19 protein-coding genes and 1 tRNA gene are annotated in these 17,887 nt (G+C 73.9%); 5 read left to right on the top strand and 15 right to left on the bottom strand.

What is annotated here, in order from left to right:
• The 12 genes from MJ876_RS18255 to MJ876_RS18200 all read right to left on the bottom strand — a co-directional run.
• A partial coding sequence (locus MJ876_RS18255; RefSeq protein ID WP_240238612.1) for a hypothetical protein occupies positions 1 to 454 on the bottom strand: 454 nt, incomplete at its 3' end.
• Between the two features lie 154 nt (positions 455 to 608).
• Complete coding sequence (locus tag MJ876_RS22370) at positions 609 to 1,334, bottom strand: potassium channel family protein (protein WP_240238611.1); 726 nt, start codon at positions 1,332 to 1,334, stop codon at positions 609 to 611.
• 48 nt (positions 1,335 to 1,382) lie between these two features.
• Positions 1,383 to 1,458, bottom strand: a tRNA-Asn gene (locus tag MJ876_RS18245).
• A 96-nt stretch (positions 1,459 to 1,554) separates the two neighbouring features.
• Positions 1,555 to 2,064: a hypothetical protein gene (locus MJ876_RS18240; RefSeq protein WP_240238610.1), complete on the bottom strand. Its 510-nt coding sequence runs from the start codon at positions 2,062 to 2,064 to the stop codon at positions 1,555 to 1,557.
• Positions 2,061 to 3,974, bottom strand: a complete 1,914-nt coding sequence (gene dnaG / locus MJ876_RS18235) for a DNA primase (RefSeq protein WP_240238609.1) — start codon at positions 3,972 to 3,974, stop codon at positions 2,061 to 2,063. Before dnaG ends, MJ876_RS18240 begins: the two co-directional genes overlap by 4 nt.
• Before the next feature lie 76 nt (positions 3,975 to 4,050).
• Positions 4,051 to 4,974 carry a 2-hydroxyacid dehydrogenase gene (locus tag MJ876_RS18230; RefSeq protein ID WP_240238608.1) on the bottom strand — a complete coding sequence of 308 codons (924 nt, stop codon included), beginning with the start codon at positions 4,972 to 4,974 and terminating at the stop codon, positions 4,051 to 4,053.
• Positions 4,975 to 4,984: 10 nt separating this feature from the next.
• Complete coding sequence (locus MJ876_RS18225; RefSeq protein WP_240238606.1) at positions 4,985 to 6,280, bottom strand: deoxyguanosinetriphosphate triphosphohydrolase; 1,296 nt, start codon at positions 6,278 to 6,280, stop codon at positions 4,985 to 4,987.
• Between the two features lie 23 nt (positions 6,281 to 6,303).
• Positions 6,304 to 7,230 (bottom strand): hypothetical protein, encoded by a 927-nt coding sequence (locus MJ876_RS18220; RefSeq protein ID WP_240238604.1) that lies wholly within the window; start codon positions 7,228 to 7,230, stop codon positions 6,304 to 6,306.
• A 206-nt stretch (positions 7,231 to 7,436) separates the two neighbouring features.
• The gene (gene dusB, locus MJ876_RS18215; protein ID WP_240238602.1) at positions 7,437 to 8,585 is read right to left on the bottom strand and encodes a tRNA dihydrouridine synthase DusB; all 1,149 of its coding nucleotides are present in this window, start codon (positions 8,583 to 8,585) and stop codon (positions 7,437 to 7,439) included.
• Positions 8,582 to 9,367: a hypothetical protein gene (locus MJ876_RS18210; protein WP_240238601.1), complete on the bottom strand. Its 786-nt coding sequence runs from the start codon at positions 9,365 to 9,367 to the stop codon at positions 8,582 to 8,584. The genes dusB and MJ876_RS18210 overlap by 4 nt, the downstream gene beginning before the upstream one ends.
• 40 nt (positions 9,368 to 9,407) lie before the next feature.
• Positions 9,408 to 10,820 carry a glycine--tRNA ligase gene (locus MJ876_RS18205; protein ID WP_240238599.1) on the bottom strand — a complete coding sequence of 471 codons (1,413 nt, stop codon included), beginning with the start codon at positions 10,818 to 10,820 and terminating at the stop codon, positions 9,408 to 9,410.
• A 52-nt stretch (positions 10,821 to 10,872) separates the two neighbouring features.
• Positions 10,873 to 11,193 (bottom strand): antibiotic biosynthesis monooxygenase family protein, encoded by a 321-nt coding sequence (locus MJ876_RS18200; RefSeq protein ID WP_240238597.1) that lies wholly within the window; start codon positions 11,191 to 11,193, stop codon positions 10,873 to 10,875.
• A gap of 61 nt (positions 11,194 to 11,254) precedes the next feature.
• On the opposite strand from MJ876_RS18200, the gene MJ876_RS18195 reads away from it, so the two are divergent.
• The 4 genes from MJ876_RS18195 to MJ876_RS18180 are packed head-to-tail and all read left to right on the top strand — an operon-like array spanning position 11,255 to position 14,628.
• Complete coding sequence (locus MJ876_RS18195) at positions 11,255 to 12,388, top strand: metal ABC transporter substrate-binding protein (protein WP_240238595.1); 1,134 nt, start codon at positions 11,255 to 11,257, stop codon at positions 12,386 to 12,388.
• 20 nt (positions 12,389 to 12,408) lie between these two features.
• Positions 12,409 to 13,209: a metal ABC transporter ATP-binding protein gene (locus tag MJ876_RS18190; RefSeq protein WP_240238593.1), complete on the top strand. Its 801-nt coding sequence runs from the start codon at positions 12,409 to 12,411 to the stop codon at positions 13,207 to 13,209.
• Entirely contained in the window at positions 13,206 to 14,219 is a 1,014-nt protein-coding gene (locus MJ876_RS18185) for a metal ABC transporter permease (protein ID WP_308192623.1), read from the top strand. Before MJ876_RS18190 ends, MJ876_RS18185 begins: the two co-directional genes overlap by 4 nt.
• Entirely contained in the window at positions 14,206 to 14,628 is a 423-nt protein-coding gene (locus MJ876_RS18180) for a Fur family transcriptional regulator (RefSeq protein WP_240238591.1), read from the top strand. Before MJ876_RS18185 ends, MJ876_RS18180 begins: the two co-directional genes overlap by 14 nt.
• Before the next feature lie 63 nt (positions 14,629 to 14,691).
• Here MJ876_RS18180 and MJ876_RS18175 read toward each other — a convergent pair whose 3' ends face one another.
• The gene (locus tag MJ876_RS18175; protein ID WP_240238589.1) at positions 14,692 to 15,462 is read right to left on the bottom strand and encodes an isoprenyl transferase; all 771 of its coding nucleotides are present in this window, start codon (positions 15,460 to 15,462) and stop codon (positions 14,692 to 14,694) included.
• Between the two features lie 173 nt (positions 15,463 to 15,635).
• On the opposite strand from MJ876_RS18175, the gene MJ876_RS18170 reads away from it, so the two are divergent.
• The gene (locus MJ876_RS18170) at positions 15,636 to 16,091 is read left to right on the top strand and encodes a MarR family transcriptional regulator (RefSeq protein WP_240238586.1); all 456 of its coding nucleotides are present in this window, start codon (positions 15,636 to 15,638) and stop codon (positions 16,089 to 16,091) included.
• Positions 16,092 to 16,155: 64 nt separating this feature from the next.
• On the opposite strand, the gene recO is transcribed toward MJ876_RS18170, so the two are convergent.
• Both recO and MJ876_RS18160 read right to left on the bottom strand, forming a co-directional pair.
• Complete coding sequence (gene recO / locus MJ876_RS18165) at positions 16,156 to 16,902, bottom strand: DNA repair protein RecO (RefSeq protein ID WP_240238584.1); 747 nt, start codon at positions 16,900 to 16,902, stop codon at positions 16,156 to 16,158.
• A 7-nt stretch (positions 16,903 to 16,909) separates the two neighbouring features.
• Positions 16,910 to 17,866 (bottom strand): alpha/beta fold hydrolase, encoded by a 957-nt coding sequence (locus MJ876_RS18160; RefSeq protein ID WP_240238582.1) that lies wholly within the window; start codon positions 17,864 to 17,866, stop codon positions 16,910 to 16,912.
• Positions 17,867 to 17,887 lie beyond the last annotated feature (21 nt).

Here is a 17,887-nt window from a genome sequence, read left to right as displayed (position 1 = left end):
AGGTCCGCACCCGCATGTCGACCCGGCCCTCACGCAGCGTCGCGGCCTGCCAACCCCAGCCGCCGACCGTGCCCGACGACCAGACGCCGTTCTTGCCCATCCCGCTGCTCAGCTGCAGCGCCCCCTGCCGGACCTTCGCCCGCCACGGACGGAACACGTGCGAGGCGTCGCCGTTCGAGCGGGTGTCGTAGACGTGCCACCGGCTGCGGTCGAAGGAGGTGAACTCCTCGGAGTCGAGCAGCGTCCAGTCGCTCTCGGCGACACCCGGCTCGGATGCGCGGGTCGCCACGGGCGACGCCGTGCCGACGGTGCCGGTGGCGGTCACTCCGGTCGCCGCGGCAGGGGTCGCGACGATCCCGGCAGCGACCACGAGCGCGGCGCTGGTGGCGGCGAGCAGACGGCGGGTGCGGCCGGTTCGGGAGCCGCGGGTGCTGGTGCGGGAGGGAAGGGACATGGGACGACTTCTCCGGGCTTCGGGGGGCGGTCCGCGGGATCGGACTCGAGAGAAATCGTGAGGTGTGCTCAGGGAAGCTGCAGGAAAAGCGCAAAAGTCAGCGACACCCCTGCTGACCTGCCACTCTTGTCGGCCGCTCGGTCGTGAAAACGCCTCAGGAGTCCCTGCCGTCACTCCCGTCACGGTCAGCGAGACGCTCCGTCAGGCTCCGCACCTCGGCGCGGAGCGCCTCGATCTCCCGGGTGGACTCGTCGGTCTCCTCCCGGACGGCGCCCACCAGCCAGGAGGCCAGGGTGGCGGTCACCGTGCCGAGCAGGGTGACGCCACCGATCATGAGCAGCACGCCGACCACCCGGCCCGCGGCGGTGACGGGGTACACGTCGCCGTAACCCACCGTCGACATGGTCGCTGCGGCCCACCACAGGGCGTCCGGGTAGGTCGTGATGAGGGCACCGGGCGCCCCCCGCTCGGCGTCGAGGACGGCGAGCGCGGCGACCGCGCCGAGGAGGACCGCGCCGGAGACGACGTACAGCGCGACGCGACCCCGCAGCCGGCCGGCCGCGGAGCGGTTGAGCACCTGGACGAGGGTCACCAGCCGCAGCAGCTGCAGCGGGCGGAGCATGGGGAGCAGGAGGATGGCGAGGTCAGGCAGGTGCCGCAGGAACCACCGGCGCCGGTCGCCGGACCCGAGCAGGCGGACGAGGTAGTCGACACCGAACAGCACCCAGACCGCCGTGACGACGAGCGCGGCGGCCCGGCGCCACTCCGCCGGCAGGTCCGGGTCGAGGATGGGCCAGGCGTACGCCGCGAGGAAGACCAGCGCGGCCACGATGAGTGCCCACTCGGTCCGTCGTTCCCAGTCGCTGCGAGAGGCGGTCACGCCGGTCAGCCTAGGTACGGTCCCGGGCGTCGACGCGCCCGGGACGGATGGCTCCCCCGGCTGGACTCGAACCAGCAACCCTCCGGTTAACAGCCGAATGCTCTGCCAATTGAGCTACAGGGGATCGCTCTGCGGTGACGCAGACACTGCCGTGGCAGCGCGGGCAACAGTAGCAACCGGCCCGGACGCGCCACCACTCGGGACCCGCTCACCGCGCCGGTCAATCGGCGCCGATGTCGCCGCGGGCACGCTCGAGGGCGTCCGCGGCCGCGCGGCGCACCTCGGGGTCCGCCGGGTCGACGCCGGCGTCGTGGCGCAGGGCCCAGGTGACCTCCCGCTCCCCGGCCGGGGCGCGTCGCGCGATGACGAAGAAGCCCCGACGTCCCCGCACCGCGACGTGGCGCTGCAGGACGATGCTGGCGGTGACCCGCTCGCGGACGAGGGACAGCAGCAGACCGACGTCCTCCAGGACGTACCGGTGCTCGCCGCGGGTGGCCGGGTCCCCCACCTCGACCACGTGCAGCGTGCCGGACTCCTCGTCCCAGTCGGCGGTCTCGACCCGCTCCCAGGGCAGTCGGCGGTCGCCGGGCAGGTGCAGCGCGTCACGGGTGCCGGCGACGACCTCGCCGTCGATCGTGCGCGCCCAGGCGAGCACCCGCTCCCCCGCGGCGCTGGGCACCTGCGGGGCCCGCTCGCGGGCGCCGGGGCGCAGACGGGACCAGAGACTCACGAGTCGTCCGCCACCAGTCGGTCGCGCAGCGACCGGCGCTGCTGCTCGAGAGCCACCAGCTCGCCGAACATCCGGTTGTAGTCCGCCTGCTGCTCCACGGGGTTCGTGCGCTGCAGACGGGACTTCAGGGTCTGGATGCGCCGCAGGACGGTGAGCTCCTGCAGCTTGGTCACGTGGGCGCCGGCGTACGCCGCGTCGGGGTCGCCCGCGCTGGGGATCCGCTCGACCGACAGGGCGCTGACCGCGGCGCGGGCCTCCGGGTCGGTCGCCGCCTCGGCCAGGCGCGAGGCCCAGGCGGCGTCACCCGCCCCGGCCCGGGCGCCGCCGCTCGCCGCGACGGCGTCCCACACGCCGCGGTAGGTCGGGTGCGTGAAGTCGTCGGCGTCGAGGTCGTCCACGGTCCGTCCGAGGACGCCCGGGTGCTGCACGACGAGCTTGAGCGTCTCGCGCTCGAGGGCGAAGCGGGGGTCACGCAGGTCGGGCCGGGGGGCCTGCTGCCGGGCGGCGGGCGCCGACCCCCCGGCGTCCGGGGCGAGGTCACGGCCGGGTGCCGGGCGTGCGGGCTGCCGGTCGCGCTCGTCCTTCGCCGAGGCCCGCTTGACCTGGGTGCGGGCCTCCTCGGGGTCCACGCCGACCATCTGCGCCAGCTCGCGGACGAACGCGTCGACCTTGGACCGGTCGCGGATGCTCGTCACCAGGCCGGCGGCCTCGCGCAGGGCGTCGACGCGACCGTCCGCGCGGTCGAGGTCGTAGCGGCCGACGACGTTGCCGAGCACGAACCGGTAGAGCGGGGTGCGCGTCGCGACGAGGTCGCGGACCGCCTCGTCGCCCTCGGCCAGGCGCAGGTCGCAGGGGTCGCGGCCCTCGCGCTCCACCGCGACGTACGTCTGGGACACGAAGTTCTGGTCCAGCGAGAACGCCTTCACCGCGGCACGCTGGCCGGCCTCGTCGCCGTCGAAGGTGAAGATCACCTCGCCCTTGAACTCGTCGTGGTCGTGCAGGAAGCGGCGCAGCATCTTCGTGTGGTCCTCGCCGAAGGCGGTGCCGCACGTGGCGATCGCCGTCGGGACGCCGGCGAGGTGGCACGCCATCACGTCGGTGTAGCCCTCGACGATCACGGCCTGGGAGTGCAGCCCGATGGCCTTGCGGGCGAGGTCGAGGCCGTAGAGCACCCGGCTCTTCTTGTAGAGGGCGGTCTCGGGGGTGTTCAGGTACTTCGCGTCGATCCGGTCGTCGTCGAAGATGCGCCGGGCGCCGAACCCGACGGTGTCGCCGCCCGCGTCGCGGATCGGCCACAGCAGTCGGCCCCGGAACCGGTCGTACGCCGACCGGCCCTGGGCGACGAGCCCGGCCGCGACCGACTCCTCGTCGGTGAACCGGCGACCCCGCAGGTGGCGCAGCAGGGCGTCGCCGTCACGGGGGGCGAAGCCGACGCCGAACTGCTCCGCGGCGGCCTGGTCGAACCCCCGCGAGGCGAGGAAGCGCCGCGCCTCCAGGGCGTCGGGGCCTCCCAGCTGCTCGCGGTAGAACGTCTCGGCGACCGTGTGGGCCTCCACGAGGCGCTGCCGGCCGGGGCCGCGCGGGCCGCGCGGCTCGTCGTCCCCCTCCTCCCGGCGGAGCTGGACGCCGGTCATGTCGGCCAGCCGCTCGAGCGCCTCCACGAAGCTCAGGCCGTCCATCTTCTGCACGAAGGCGATCGCGTCACCGCCCTCGCCGCAGCCGAAGCAGTGGTAGTAGCCCCGCGACGGGTTGACGTTGAAGGACGGGGTCTTCTCGTCGTGGAACGGGCACAACCCCTTCAGCGAGCCACCACCGGCGTTGCGGAGGGTCACGTACGAGGAGACGACTTCCTCGATGCGGACCTTCTCGCGCACCTCGGCGATGTCGTCCTCGCGGAACCTCCCTGCCACACCGCAACCCTACGGCGGGCCGTCGACGGCCCGTCGGCGCTGTCCCCAGGGGTGCTCCGTCGTCGTGGGCGCGGCGTCAGTAGGCCCCGGTCATGACGTTCTCGAGCGGCTCCCCCGCGGCGAAGCGGGCGAGCTGGGCGCGGATGAGGGCGTACGCACGGGGCTGCATGGCGCTGCTGGTGCCGCCGACGTGCGGGGTCATCAGCACGTTCGGCGCCGTCCACAGCGGGTGGTCCGACGGCAGCGGCTCGGTGTCGAAGACGTCGAGCGCGGCGTGCAGCCGCTCGGCGTGCAGCTCCGCGAGCAGGGCGTCGGTGTCGATGACGGGCCCGCGGGCGACGTTGACGACCAGGGCGTCGTCCGGGAGCCGGCCGAGGAAGTCGGCGTCCACCAGGCCGCGGGTCTCGTCGGTGAGCGGGACGATCACGACCACCACGTCGACGTCGCTGAGGAGGTCCGGCAGCTCGGTGAAGGCGTGCACGCCCTCACGGGCGGAGCGGGCGACGCGGACGACCTCGCACTCGAACGGCGTCAGGCGCGCCTCGACGGCGGCGCCGATGCTGCCGTAGCCGAGGATCATGACCCGGCGGTCCGCGAGCGAGCGGCGCCAGCCGTGGTTCCACTCCGCGCGGTCCTGGTCGCGGGTGAAGCCGGGGATGCCGCGGAGCACCGACAGCGTCAGGGTCACCGCGAGCTCGGCGGTGGACGCGTCGTGGATGCCGCGGCCGTTGCACAGGGTGACGCCCTCGGGCACGTGGGGGCGGACGTCGTCCACGCCCGCGGTCTGGGTCTGGACCACCTCGAGCGCGGGGAGCTGGGCGAGGAACGGCCCGATGCGGCCGCCGAGCTGGTAGTTCGGCACGAGGAACCGCACCTCGTCCTTCGAGGCCGGGAGCTCGTCGCGCACGGGGTCGACCCGTTCGTAGCGCAGCCCCTCGGGCAGCTCGCCGAGCTCGGCGGGGTCGAAGGGCAGCCACACCAGGGGGTCGGATCCACTCACCCGCGTCAGCCTAGGAGAACCCGACGAGCGCCCGGTGCCGGGCCAGCGCACTGGCGTCCGTGAGGGAGGCGACCTGGTCGAGGACGACCCGCAGCCGCGACGCGTCGTCGCCGGCGGCGCGCCAGTCGTCCGCGAACGGGACGTCGAGGGCGTCCGGTCCGCGCTCCAGCATCGCGGCCACCAGCTCGGCGAGGAGCTCGCGCTCGCGGGCCATGAGCGCGACCCGGTCGTCGGCCCGCATCACGTAGTGCGCCGCGACCCCCTTGAGGACCGCGATCTCGGTGGCGGTGGCGTCGGGGACGACGATGTCGCCGGCGTGGCGCACGAGGGGGCCTGAGCCGGCGGCGGCCACGGTCGCGCTCTGCACCGCGTGGCAGAAGCGTCCGATGAGGTCGCTGGTCAGGTTCTTGAGCGCGGCCAGCCCGGCCCGCGACCCGTCGTACGGGCCGGCGGGCCAGCCGGCGACCCCGGCGAGACCGTCCAGCGCCGCGTCGAGCGCCGCGTCGTCGGCGTCGGGCAGGTACCACGACCGGACCGTCTCCCAGACCGCGGAGGGGTCGGCGCGGACCTCGGCGAGGTCCACCCGGCCCGCCACCACGCCGTCCTCGACGTCGTGGACCGAGTAGGCGACGTCGTCGGCGAGGTCCATGACCTGCGCCTCGACGCACTGGCGCCGGCCGTCGACGCCGTCCCGCATCCAGGTGAACACGTCGACGTCGTCGTCGTAGACACCGAACTTGACGACGACGCGCGGCGACCCGTCGCCGTGGGCGCCACCGGGCCGCAGCCCCGTCGCCAGGGCCTCGTCGCGGGTCCAGGGGTACTTCGTGCAGGCGTCGAGCACAGCGCGGCTGAGGTTGAGCCCGGCCGACCGGCCGTCGGGGCGCACGGTCTTCGACTCCAGCCGGGTCAGCAGCCGCCAGGTCTGGGCGTTCCCCTCGAAACCTCCGCAGGCGCCGCCCACCTCGGCGAGCAGCCGCTCCCCGTTGTGGCCGAACGGCGGGTGGCCGAGGTCGTGCGCGAGCGCGGCGGACTCGGCGACGTCCGGGTGGCACCCCAGCGCCCGGGCCAGGTCGCGGGAGATCTGCGCGACCTCGAGGCTGTGGGTCAGCCGGTTGCGGACGAAGTCGTCGGTGCCCGGTCCGACGACCTGCGTCTTGGCCGCTAGCCGCCGCGTCGAGGCGGCGTGGACGAGGCGGGCGCGGTCGCGCTCGAAGGCGGTGCGGTCCGGGGAGTCGACCCGCTTCGGCGGCTCGCCGACGAGACGCTCGCGCGCACGGGAGTCGTACGACGCGTCGAGGTCCACCGGCGGGACGCTACCGGCCCGCCTCAGTAGGTCGTGACGTGCACGTGGTCGTAGTGGTTGGCCGTGGTGGACCCGCGGTCCTCCATGCCCCGCCAGCCCTCGCCGCTGCGCTCCACCGACCAGATCTGCTGGGAGTAGATGAGGTAGTTGATGCCCAGCTCGGCCGCGTTGGCCTGGAGGAAGTTCGCGACCTCCCAGCCGCGGTCGCCGGACACCATGATGTCCATCGCGATGCCCTGGGCGTGCTCGCCGTCGCTGCGCAGCGTCCCGTACGTGCTGATCTCGGGGAAGTTGCCGCACACCACGCGGTGGACGTCGACGATGTTCTGGCTGACCGGGGTGGCGTAGGTCGTGCCGTTGGTGCACTCGACGTCGAGCCCGGTCTCCGCGGGCTTCTCGGCCGACAGGTAGCCGGCGGTCACCCAGCGGGACTGCCCGTCGAGGACGATCTCCTCGCGGCCGTCCTCGGAGCGGCCCGTGACCAGCACCTTCTTCGCGCTGTCGAGTACGCCGAGCTGCTCGGCCCCGGCCTCCTCGGAGTCCGTCCAGATGTTCAGCTCGGTGGTGGTCCACAGCTGGTCGTCGGCCTGGCGGACGGCCTGCAGGGTCTCGGCCTGCTCGGCCTCGCGCTGCTCCTGCTGGCGCTCCGCCGCCCGCGCGGCCCGGGCCGCCTGCTCCTCGGCGGCGGTCGTCTCGGGCGCCTCGGCCTCACGCTCGCCGGAGCGGCTGGTGCCGACCTCGCGCTCGCCGATCGTCTCGAACCCGCTGGCCTCGCTGACCACGACGCGGGTGTCGTCGGCGGCGCCGGTCGACAGGCCGACGCCGATGGCGCCGACCGTCACGGTCGCGGCGACGGGGGCGGCGACAAGGGCGGTCCCGGCGGCTCGGGTCGGGCGGGGCTTCTCGGCGCGGTGCTTGGCAGCACGGTGCTTCGGGCGGGGCTTTGCCACAGCGCGGTTTCCTCTGCTGTTGCTGACGGGGGACGGCCGGGCGACGAGCATGGGGGAGGACCCGGACAGCGGCCAGCAGTCAAGCACATACCACCTGGGCGCTCCCAATCGCACCCGGATGGCGTGACCCGGGCCACCTCAGGCGCACGGAGGGGCCACGGAGGGCCCTGTGTGGTCCACCCCGGGGGCCCGGGGAGGCCGCGGCCTCAGCCTCCCGAGGTCTCCCCCGCGTCCTCGGCGACCCCCGTCCCGGCGCCGTCGGCGTCGTCCAGCCAGCCCTCGGGGAGCGCGACCCTGCGGCGCGGGGAGCCCTGGCGCCCGCGCGGCGACCCTAGCTCGGAGACCGGGTACGGCGCCGTCGGGTCGAGCTGCGCCAGCAGGTCGTCGAGCGCCGCGAGCGAGCTGACGGTGGCGAGCGAGCGACGCAGCTCGCCGCCCGCCGGGAAACCCTTGAGGTACCAGGAGACGTGCTTGCGGAGCTCGACGCAGCCGCGCTCCTCCCCCATCAGCCCGCCGAGCAGCTCGGCGTGCCGGCGCATCATCGCGGCCACCTCGCCCAGCGTCGGCAGCGGCGGGCGGGGCGCCCCGGTGAAGGCGGCGGCCAGGTCGGCGAACAGCCACGGACGGCCGAGGCAGCCCCGGCCGACGACGACGCCGGCGGCCCCGGTGGTCGCCACCATCCGCAGGGCGTCGTCCGCCTCCCAGACGTCGCCGTTGCCGAGGACGGGGATGTCGAGGTCGGCGACGAGCTCGCCGATGGGCTCCCAGTCCGCCTCGCCCGAGTAGGACTGCTCGACGGTGCGCCCGTGGAGCGCGATCGCCGCACAGCCGGACTCCTGCGCGATCCGGCCGGCGTCGGCGTACGTGAGGTGGTCGCGGTCCAGCCCGAGCCTCGTCTTCATGGTCACCGGCACGCCGTACGGCTCGCAGGCCGCGACGACCGCGTCGAGGATCTCGGCGAGCAGGCCGCGCTTCCACGGCAGCGCCCCGCCCCCGCCCTTGCGGGTGACCTTGGGCACGGGGCAGCCGAAGTTCAGGTCGACGTGGTCGACGCCGTGCTCGGCGCAGAGGATCTCCGCCGCCTTGCCCATGTAGACGGGGTCGGTCCCGTAGAGCTGCACCGACCGGGTGGTCTCGACCTCGTCGAAGACCAGCATCCGCATCGTGTGCTCGTCGCGCTCGACGATGCCGCGGGAGGTGATCATCTCGCAGACGTACAGCCCGGCGCCCTGCTCGGCGCACAGGCGGCGGTACGCCGCGTTGGTCACGCCGGCCATGGGGGCCAGCACCACCGGCACGTCGAGGTGCAGCCGACCGACGTCGAGGCCGGGGTGCGGGGTCACGGCGGCCGTCATCGACCGTCGCCCCCGCCACCGCCGCCCTGCCGGCCCTGCTGAGCGCCCTGCTGACCGCCCTGCTGGCCGCCCCGGCCGCCGTCCTGCTGCCCACCGCGCCGGCGATCCTCGGGCTGCGCGGGCGGGGTGATCTCCCCGGTCCACGTGATCGGGTCGAACTCCTCGGTGGGGCGGAAGCTGACGGCCTCCGCCTCGCTGCCGCGGGGTGCCAGGAAGACCAGGCACGTCTTCGTCACGTCGCCCTCGCCGAAGCGGCGGGGCAGCTCCTCGCTGGGGCACGGGGTGAACTCGCTGCCGAACACCGACCGCTCGACGAGGGTGTCGCGGCTGTCCAGCAGGTACAGCGGGATGCCCACGCCACCCAGCTCGGTCTCGCCGACGTTCTCGGCACGCACGGTCACGAAGTAGGGCCGTGACTGGCTCACCGCCCGGTTCATCTCGAAGGCGGAGAACTCGTCGAGCGAACGCTCCTCGACGCCGATGACCTTCATCTTCAGCGCGCCGACGGTGCCCTCGCGCGGCTGCCATGCCACCTCGGCCTCGTCGCCGAACGCGAGCTCCGTGCCGGGTGGCGTGAGCTCGGGCGCACCGGGGACCTCGGGGTACACCTCGGCCGCCTGGTCGAGGCTGGGGACCTCGGTCGAGCCACCCGCGGGCGCCTCGTCCCCGGGCTCGGAGTCCGACGAGGAGCACCCCGCGAGCGCGCTCGCGGCGAGCAGCACCCCGGCGGCGGCGAGGGCCGCGCGCGGGGTGGTCCGGGGCAGGGTCGGGCGTCGGGTCACACGGGTGATCATGGCGCAGCGGATGCCTCTCCGTGGGTGTTCAGCAGCCGAGCAGGCGCGTGGCGAAGTACGCCGAGATGCCCTCGAGGCTGACGCGCTCCTGCGTCATCGTGTCGCGCTCGCGCACCGTGACGGCGCCGTCCTCGAGCGTCTCGAAGTCGACCGTCACGCAGTACGGCGTCCCGACCTCGTCCTGGCGGCGGTAGCGGCGGCCGATCGCCCCGGAGTCGTCGAAGTCGACGTTCCAGGTCCGGCGCAGCTCCGTCGCGAGGGCGCGGGCCTTCGGGGACAGGTCGGCGTTGCGCGACAGCGGCAGCACCGCGACCTTGATCGGCGCGAGACGCGGGTCGAGGCGCAGCACGGTCCGCTTGTCGACGCCACCCTTGGTGTTCGGCGCCTCGTCGACGTGGAACGCGTCGATGAGGAAGGCCATCAGCGAGCGGGTGAGACCGGCCGCGGGCTCGATCACGTACGGGACGTAGCGCTCGCCGGCGGCCTGGTCGAAGTACGACAGGTCCTGGCCCGAGTACTCGCTGTGCTGGGTGAGGTCGAAGTCGGTGCGGTTCGCGATGCCCTCGAGCTCCTCGAAGTCGCGCTCGGAGAAGCCGAAGCGGTACTCGATGTCGACCGTGCGCTTCGAGTAGTGGGAGAGCTTCTCCTTCGGGTGCTCGAAGTGGCGGATGTTCGCCGGGTCGATGCCGAGGTCGGTGTACCAGGCGGTCCGGGTGTCGATCCAGTGCTGGTGCAGCTCCTCGTCCTCCCCGGGCTTGACGAAGTACTCCATCTCCATCTGCTCGAACTCGCGGGTGCGGAAGATGAAGTTGCCCGGCGTGATCTCGTTGCGGAAGCTCTTGCCCATCTGGGCGATGCCGAAGGGCGGCTTTTGGCGGCTCGAGGTCACCACGTTCGCGAAGTTCAGGAAGATGCCCTGGGCGGTCTCGGGGCGCAGGTAGTGCAGCCCGGACTCGTCCTCGATGACGCCGAGGTAGGTCTTCAGCATCATGTTGAACTGCCGCGGCTCGGTCCACGCCGCGCGCGTGCCGCAGTTCGGGCAGGGCACCAGCTCGTTGATGTCCACCGAGTCGGGGTCGATCGGGTTGTCCTCGGAGCCCTTGCGGCCGGCGTACTCCTCCTGCAGGTGGTCCTCGCGGAACCGCTTGTGGCAGGACTGGCACTCGACCAGCGGGTCGGAGAACGTCTTGAGGTGGCCGCTGGCCTCCCAGGTGCGGGTCGGGAGGATGACCGAGGAGTCCAGACCGACCACGTCGTCGCGCGAGTGGACCATCGAGCGCCACCACTGGCGCTTGATGTTCTCCTTCAGCTCGACGCCCAGCGGGCCGTAGTCCCAGGCCGACTTCGTGCCGCCGTAGATCTCGCCGCAGGGGTACACGAATCCCCGCCGCTTGGCGAGGGAGACGACCTGGTCGAGGGTGCTGGGAGGCGGCTTGGCCACGGGGTTCGCTCCTGGGTCTCGGCGTCCGACCGGCTGCCGGACGCGCAAGGGTTCAGCCTAGCGAGCGGGCTCCGTGGTCGTTCCCCGCGCCTCCGGGCTCCAGCACCTCGTACGCACTGGGCTCGTCGAGGGCCCGCGACAGCAGCGGGACGGCGCCGAGCTTGACGTCGTACGACGACAGGGCGCGGCGGTAGGCGCCGACGTGCACCCACCGCGTGGACAGGACCCAGAGGTCCGGCTCGTCGACGTTGCGGCCCACCTCCCCGCCGACGTAGCCGGGGCGGGCGGCGAGCAGCGCGTGGGCCGCCTCGACGTCCGCGCGGAAGGCGGGGACGTCGGCGTCGGCGACCCGGAACCTGGTGACCACGAGCACCGGGCCAGCCTCCCAGACGCCGGTTTGACACCGATTCTCAGTCGCGTTGAGAATCGTTGTCATGCCTCGTCGTCCCCGCTCCCGCCTGCTCGCCCCGGCCGCCCTCGGGCTCTGCGCCGTCCTGACCCTCTCGGGCTGCGGCGCCCTGACCGGCGCCGACGACGGCGCGGCCGCCGCGTCCGACGGCAGCCCGCAGGTGGTCGCCGCGTTCTACCCCCTGGCGTGGGCCACCGAGCAGGTCGCGGGCGACCGGGCCGACGTGGCGAACCTGACCACGCCCGGCGCCGAGCCGCACGACCTCGAGCTCGGCATCGGCGAGACCGCCGAGATCACCGACGCCGACCTCGTCGTCTTCGAGTCCGGGTTCCAGGTCGCCGTCGACGCGGCCGTCGAGGAGAACGGTCCCTCGGCGACGCTCGACGCCGCGGACGTCGTCGAGCTGATCCCCGCCTCGGAGGAGGCGGAGGACGGCCACGACCACTCCCACGAGGGCGAGGAGCACTCCGAGGAGGAGCACTCCGAGGAGGGTCACTCCGACGAGCACTCCGAGGACGAGCACTCCGAGGACGAGCACGGCCACTCCGAGGACGACGGCCACTCCCACGACGAGGACGCCGCGGCGTCCTCGGGCGGCACCCTGACGGTCCGGCCCGCCTCGGAGGAGGACCACGACCACGGGGACCTGGACCCGCACTTCTGGCAGGACCCGATGCGCATGGCCGACCTCGCCGACGCGGTGGCGGAGTCGCTCGGCGAGATCGACCCCGAGGGGGCCGGGACCTACGCCGACAACGCCGCCGCGCTGCGCGAGGAGCTGACCGACCTCGACGCGGCGTACGCCGACGGGCTGGCCTCGTGCGAGCGGGACCTCGTCGTCGTCAACCACGGGGCCTTCGGCTACCTCGGCAAGTACGGGCTCACCTTCGAGGCCATCACCGGCCTCACCCCGGACGCCGAGCCCACCCCCGCGGCCCGCGCGGAGATCGAGGAGCTCGCCCGCGACGAGGGCGTGACGACCGTGTTCTCCGAGACCCTGGCCAGCCCCGAGGCCGCGCAGTCGCTCGCCGACGACCTCGGCGTCGAGATGAGCACGCTCGACCCGATCGAGGGCCTGAGCGACCAGACCGCCGACCAGGACTACCTTTCCCTCATGCGCTCCAACCTCGAGGCCCTGCAGGCGGCGAACGGCTGTTGAGGTCCGACCCGCGGTCGTCGGTGACCGCTCCTGACGCCCACGGCACCGTCGTCGAGGTCCTCGGCGGCGGTGTCGTGCTGGGTGGGCGACCCGTGCTGCGCGACGTCGACCTCACGGTCCGTGGCGGCGAGTTCGTCGCCGTCGTCGGCGCCAACGGCTCCGGCAAGTCGACGCTGATCCGTGCCGTGGTCGGCCTGCGCCCGGTCACCACCGGCTCCGTTCGCCTGTTCGGGGTCGAGCAGCAGCGCTTCACCGACTGGCGGCGGGTGGGCTACGTGCCGCAGCGCTCCGGCGCGGGGTCCGGGGTCCCGGCGTCGGTGTGGGAGGTGGTGGCCTCGGGCCGCCTGGTGCACCGGTCCCTGCTGCGTCCTCTGCGGCGCGCGGACCGGGACGCCGTCCGCGAGGCCCTGGAGGTCGTCGGCCTCGCCGACCGCGCCACCGAGCCCGTGACCACCCTGTCCGGCGGGCAGCAGCAGCGGGTCCTGATCGCCCGCGCCCTGGTGTCCGGCCCGGACCTCTACGTGCTCGACGAGCCCACCGCCGGCGTCGACGCCGCCAACCAGCAGGCCCTGGCGGACGCCCTGCGCACCGTGTCCGCCGCCGGCGCGACCGTCGTCCTCGTCACCCACGAGCTGGGCCCGCTGGCGCCCCTGGTCGACCGCACCGTCACCGTCCGCGAGGGGCGCATCGTCGCCGACGTGCCCGGCGCCCACGCCTCGGCGTCGCACGACCACCACCACCACGACGGGGACCGCCCGGTGCGCGACGACCACGTCCCGCACCTCGGCGCGCCCGTCGACCGCCTCGGGGGCCGGCCGTGATCGAGCTGCTGTCGTACGAGTTCATGCAGCGGGCGCTGATCGCCGCGGTGTTCGTCGGCCTGGCCGCCCCGCTGGTCGGGATCTACCTCGTCCAGCGCCGCCTCGCGCTGATGGGCGACGGGATCGGCCACGTCGCCGTCACCGGCGTCGCGCTCGGCCTGGCCACCGGGACCTCCCCCACCTGGACGGCGGTCGTCGTCGCCGTGCTGGGGGCGGTCGCGATCGAGCTGATCCGGGAGTACGGGCGCACCGGGGGCGACGTCGCGCTCGCCCTGCTGTTCTACGGCGGCCTCGCCGGCGGCGTCCTCGTGACCGGGGTGGCCGGCGAGTCGGCCAGCCGGCTGCAGGAGTTCCTCTTCGGCGCGATCACCACGATCTCGGTGGCGGACGTGTGGTTCACGATGGTGCTGGCCGCCGTCATCGTGGTGGTGGCGATCGGCCTGCTGCCGCAGCTGTTCGCCGTGACCCACGACCCCGAGTTCGCGCGCGTGGCCGGGCTGCGGGTGCGGGCCTACAACGTGCTGGTCGCCGTGATGGCGGCCGTCACGGTCACCGTCGCGATGCGCACCGTCGGGCTCCTGCTGGTGTCGGCGCTCATGATCATCCCCGTCGCGACGGCCCAGCAGCTCGTGGGCTCCTTCCGCCGCACGGTCTGGCTCGCGATGGCGCTCGGCCTCGGCGCCGCGCTCGGCGGGCTGCTGCTGGCGGCGTACCTGTCGTTCTCGGCCCGGGTCGCCCCGGGGCCGACGATCGTCCTGGTCGCGCTGGCCGGCTTCCTGCTGACCTGGCCGGTCGGCGTGTGGCTGCGGCGGCGACGCGCCCTGCGGGTGCCGTTCGCCGCCGAGACCCTGCCGGTCGCCGCGCCCGCCGGCGCCCACGCCGTCGACGAGCACACCCACGAGCACGGCGACGGCTGCGGCCATCCGGCGGTCGAGCACGGCGACCACGTCGACTACCTTCATGACGGGCACCGACACGCCCCCCACGGAGGTCACTATGACGAGCACTGACGCCGAGTCCTCGGCGTCCTCCGCCGGTCGACCCACCCGCCAGCGACGCGCCGTCGCCGACGCGCTGGAGTCGTTCGACGACTTCCGCTCGGCGCAGGAGATCCACGAGCTGCTCGGCCGCAGCGGCAACCGCGTCGGGCTGGCGACGGTCTACCGCACCCTGCAGCGCCTGTCCGCGGCCGGCGAGGTGGACATGCTGCGCACCGAGGACGGCGAGGCGATCTACCGCCGCTGCTCGGGGACCCACCACCACCACCTGGTCTGCCGCAGCTGCGGGCGCACCGTCGAGGTCGAGGGGCCGGCCGTCGAGCGCTGGACGTCCGCCGTGGCGTCCGAGCACGGCTTCACCGACGTCGCCCACACCCTCGAGCTCTTCGGCACCTGCGCGGAGTGCGCCGCGAGGGCCTGAGCCCGTCCCCGGCCCCCCACCGCAGGTCCGGCCGCCCGACGCCGGCCGGGGCGTCGGGGCAGGTCAGGTCGCGCCGCCGTAGCGCCGGGAGCGGCCGGCGTACGTCTCGATCGCGGCCCAGAGGTCGCGGCGGTCGACGTCCGGCCAGAGCACGTCGGTGAAGACCATCTCCGAGTACGCCGCCTGCCACAGCATGAAGTTGGACAGCCGCTGCTCCCCCGACGTCCGCCACACCATGTCGGCGTCCGGCAGCTCGGGCACGTACAGGTGCTTCGCGAGCGTCTTCTCCCCCACCCGGTCCGGGTCCAGTCGCCCGGCCGCGGCCTCGCGGGCGATCGAGCGCGCCGCGTCGGCCAGCTCGGCGCGGCCCCCGTAGTTGACGCACATGGTCAACGTGAGGACGTCGTTGTCCTTCGTCATCTCCTCGGCGACGCGGAGCTCGTCGACGACCGAGCGCCACAGCCGTGGACGCCGTCCCGCCCACCGGACGCGCACACCCAGCTCGTGCATCTGGTCGCGCCGCCGACGGATCACGTCGCGGTTGAACCCCATGAGGAACCGGACCTCGTCCGGCGAGCGGGTCCAGTTCTCGGTCGAGAAGGCGTACGCCGAGACCGCGCGCACGCCGATCTGGATGGCGCCCTCGACCACGTCGAACAGGGAGTCCTCGCCGCGCTCGTGGCCGGCGGTGCGCGGGAGGCCGCGCTGCTTGGCCCACCGGCCGTTGCCGTCCATGATCACGGCCACGTGGCCCGGCACCAGGTCGGCCGGCACCGCGGGCGGCCGGGCTCCGGAGGGGTGCGGGGCGGGGGCGCGGACCTCTCGTCGTCTCACCTGCGCACCTCTCCTTCGGGGCCTGTCGGGGGCCGCAAGTCGCTCCTGCGCGAGGCCCTTGAGCATCTCTTCAGGCTTCCGTCTCGGCTCATGGATAGTTGAAACACACACTTCCCACTAAACTGTCGTCCTCCCCCCACGTCGTGACCGCCCCCGCACAAAGGTGACCACCCGTGTCCAGCATCAACGCCGAGATCGAGCAACAGCTCCTGACCCTGCACCGGCGCAGCCCCCGACTGCACGTCGCCGGGTCGAGCGAGGCAGAGATCGAGCGCTCCAGCTACTCGATCCTCTGCCTCCTCGACGACGAGGGACCGCAGCGCATCGGCCGCATCGCGCAGGCCTTCGACCTCGACCCCTCGACCGTCACCCGCCAGGTGCAGACCGTGTCGCGCCTCGGGCTGGTCGAGCGGATCCAGGACTCCTCCGACCGCCGAGCCACGATCCTCCACCTCACCGACCTGGGTCGCGACACCGTCGCCAGCGCCCGTGAGGCGCGCCGCTCCGCCCTCGAGGCCCTGTTGGGCTCGTGGCCCGAGGACGACCAGGTCTCGTTCCTGCGCCTGCTGTCCCGCTTCAACTCCGACGTCGCGGACTGGACGCGACGCAAGGACACCTCGAACGCCTGACCGGCCGCGACGGCCCGGCCCGCGCGGTCGGGCCGTCGTCGGTCGCACGGGGCTGCGGCCCACCTCAGCGCTCCACGTGGGCCAGGGACCGCAGTCCGCGCTCGAGGTGCCACGCCAGGTAGGCCGACACCATCCCCCCGGCCTCGCGGCGCTGGCGGTCCTCGGCGCGCGCCACCTCCGGCCAGTCCCCGGCGAGCAGGGCGCCGAGCAGCTGCGGCGTCCCCGCCGACACCGTCGCCGAGCCGGGCACGCGGCAGCGTCCGCAGAGCATGCCGCCCGCGGCCGGGGAGAACCAGCGGTGCTCACCGGTCTCGCCGCACCGGGCACAGGCGTCGAACGACGGCGCGTACCCGGCCACGGACAGGGAGCGCAGCAGGTAGGAGTCCAGGACCTGCTCGGGACGGCGGGTCTCGCCGGTCGCGGCCACCGCGCCCGTCATCGCTCGCAGGCCGCCCACCAGCAGCAGGAACTGCTGGACGGCGGGCTCCTTCTCCTCGACCACCAGCCGCTCGGCCGTCTCTAGCATCGCCGTCCCGGCCGTGTAGCGGTCGTAGTCGGCCCGCAGGCTGATGGAGAACGGGTCCAGCGTCACCGCCTGGGTCACCACGTCGAGGGTCCGGCCCTGGGCGAGCTGCAGGTCGACGTGGGTGAAGGGCTCCAGCCGTGAGCCCCACCGCGAGGTGGTCCGCCGGGCGCCGCGGGCGACGGCGCGGACGCGCCCGTGCCGGCGGGTCAGCAGGGTGATGATGCGGTCGGCCTCGCCGAGCTTCTGCGTGCGCAGGACGACCGCCTCGTCGCAGTAGACGGGCACCGCACCATCATGCCGGGTCCGAGGTCCCCGTGGCCGCAGGCCGGGTCGTGCGCCGGCTCGTGCTCCGGCCCCCGCTCCGGCTCGTGCGCCGGGCCCGGCTCGCGGGCTTCGCGGCGGAGCGCCAGCACTCCCGGACGAAGGCCCCGGCGACGGCGTCCAGGCGGGCCGGCCGGATCCGCCACTCCAGGATGCTGTGGGCGCGGACGAACTCGGCGTTCGGCATCTCGCCGGCGAGCATGGCGGCGTCGGCCGCCGGGTGGATCGGGTCCGAGGGGTGGCCGACGACCAGGGCCGGGACGGTGATGCCCCGGCGCTCGACGGACGGCGGGGCCACCCGGCCGAAGAAGATGCCGTGGACGACGGCGGCGAGCGCGTCGGCCCGCTGGTCGAGGGTGTCGAGGACGATCCCGGCCCAGAACGGCACCAGGCCGCGCGGGATCGGACGGGTCAGCAGCCGCAGCCCGTCGACGGTCCAGGGCAGGAAGCGCCCGGCCAGCATCAACGGGGCGAAGGCGATCAGGCCCGCCTCCAGCGCGTTGTCCAGCACCGGCATCTCGAGCAGCAGGCCGCGGACCCGTTCGGGCGCCGCCACCGCGACCTCCAACGACACGTTCGCGCCCAGGGAGGTCCCCCCGACGACGGCCTCGGCGGCGCCGAGGTGGTCGAGCAGCGCCAGGACCTGGGAGCCGAACGCGGTCATGGAGTACGCCAGCGGGTCGGCGGGCCGGTCGGAGCGTCCGTGGCCGAGGAGGTCGAGCGCGACGACGTGCAGGCCCTCGGCGGCGAGCGACCGCGCCAGCGGCTGGCACATCCGCCGCGGCATCAGCTGGCCGTGCAGCAGCACCACCCACGCGTCGCCCGAGCCGTACTCGGTGTACTCGAGGCGGTCGCGCGAGCCGTCCTCGCCGACGAAGAACTGACCGATGCGCTCGGACACGAGCGGGGAGGGGGCTCCGATGGGCACGCGGTCACTGTAGGCGGACGC

Origin of the sequence: Nocardioides sp. CFH 31398 (assembly GCF_022436705.1) — a bacterium.
Lineage (GTDB): Bacteria > Actinomycetota > Actinomycetes > Propionibacteriales > Nocardioidaceae > Nocardioides.
This window is presented reverse-complemented; position numbering and strand designations above follow the sequence as displayed.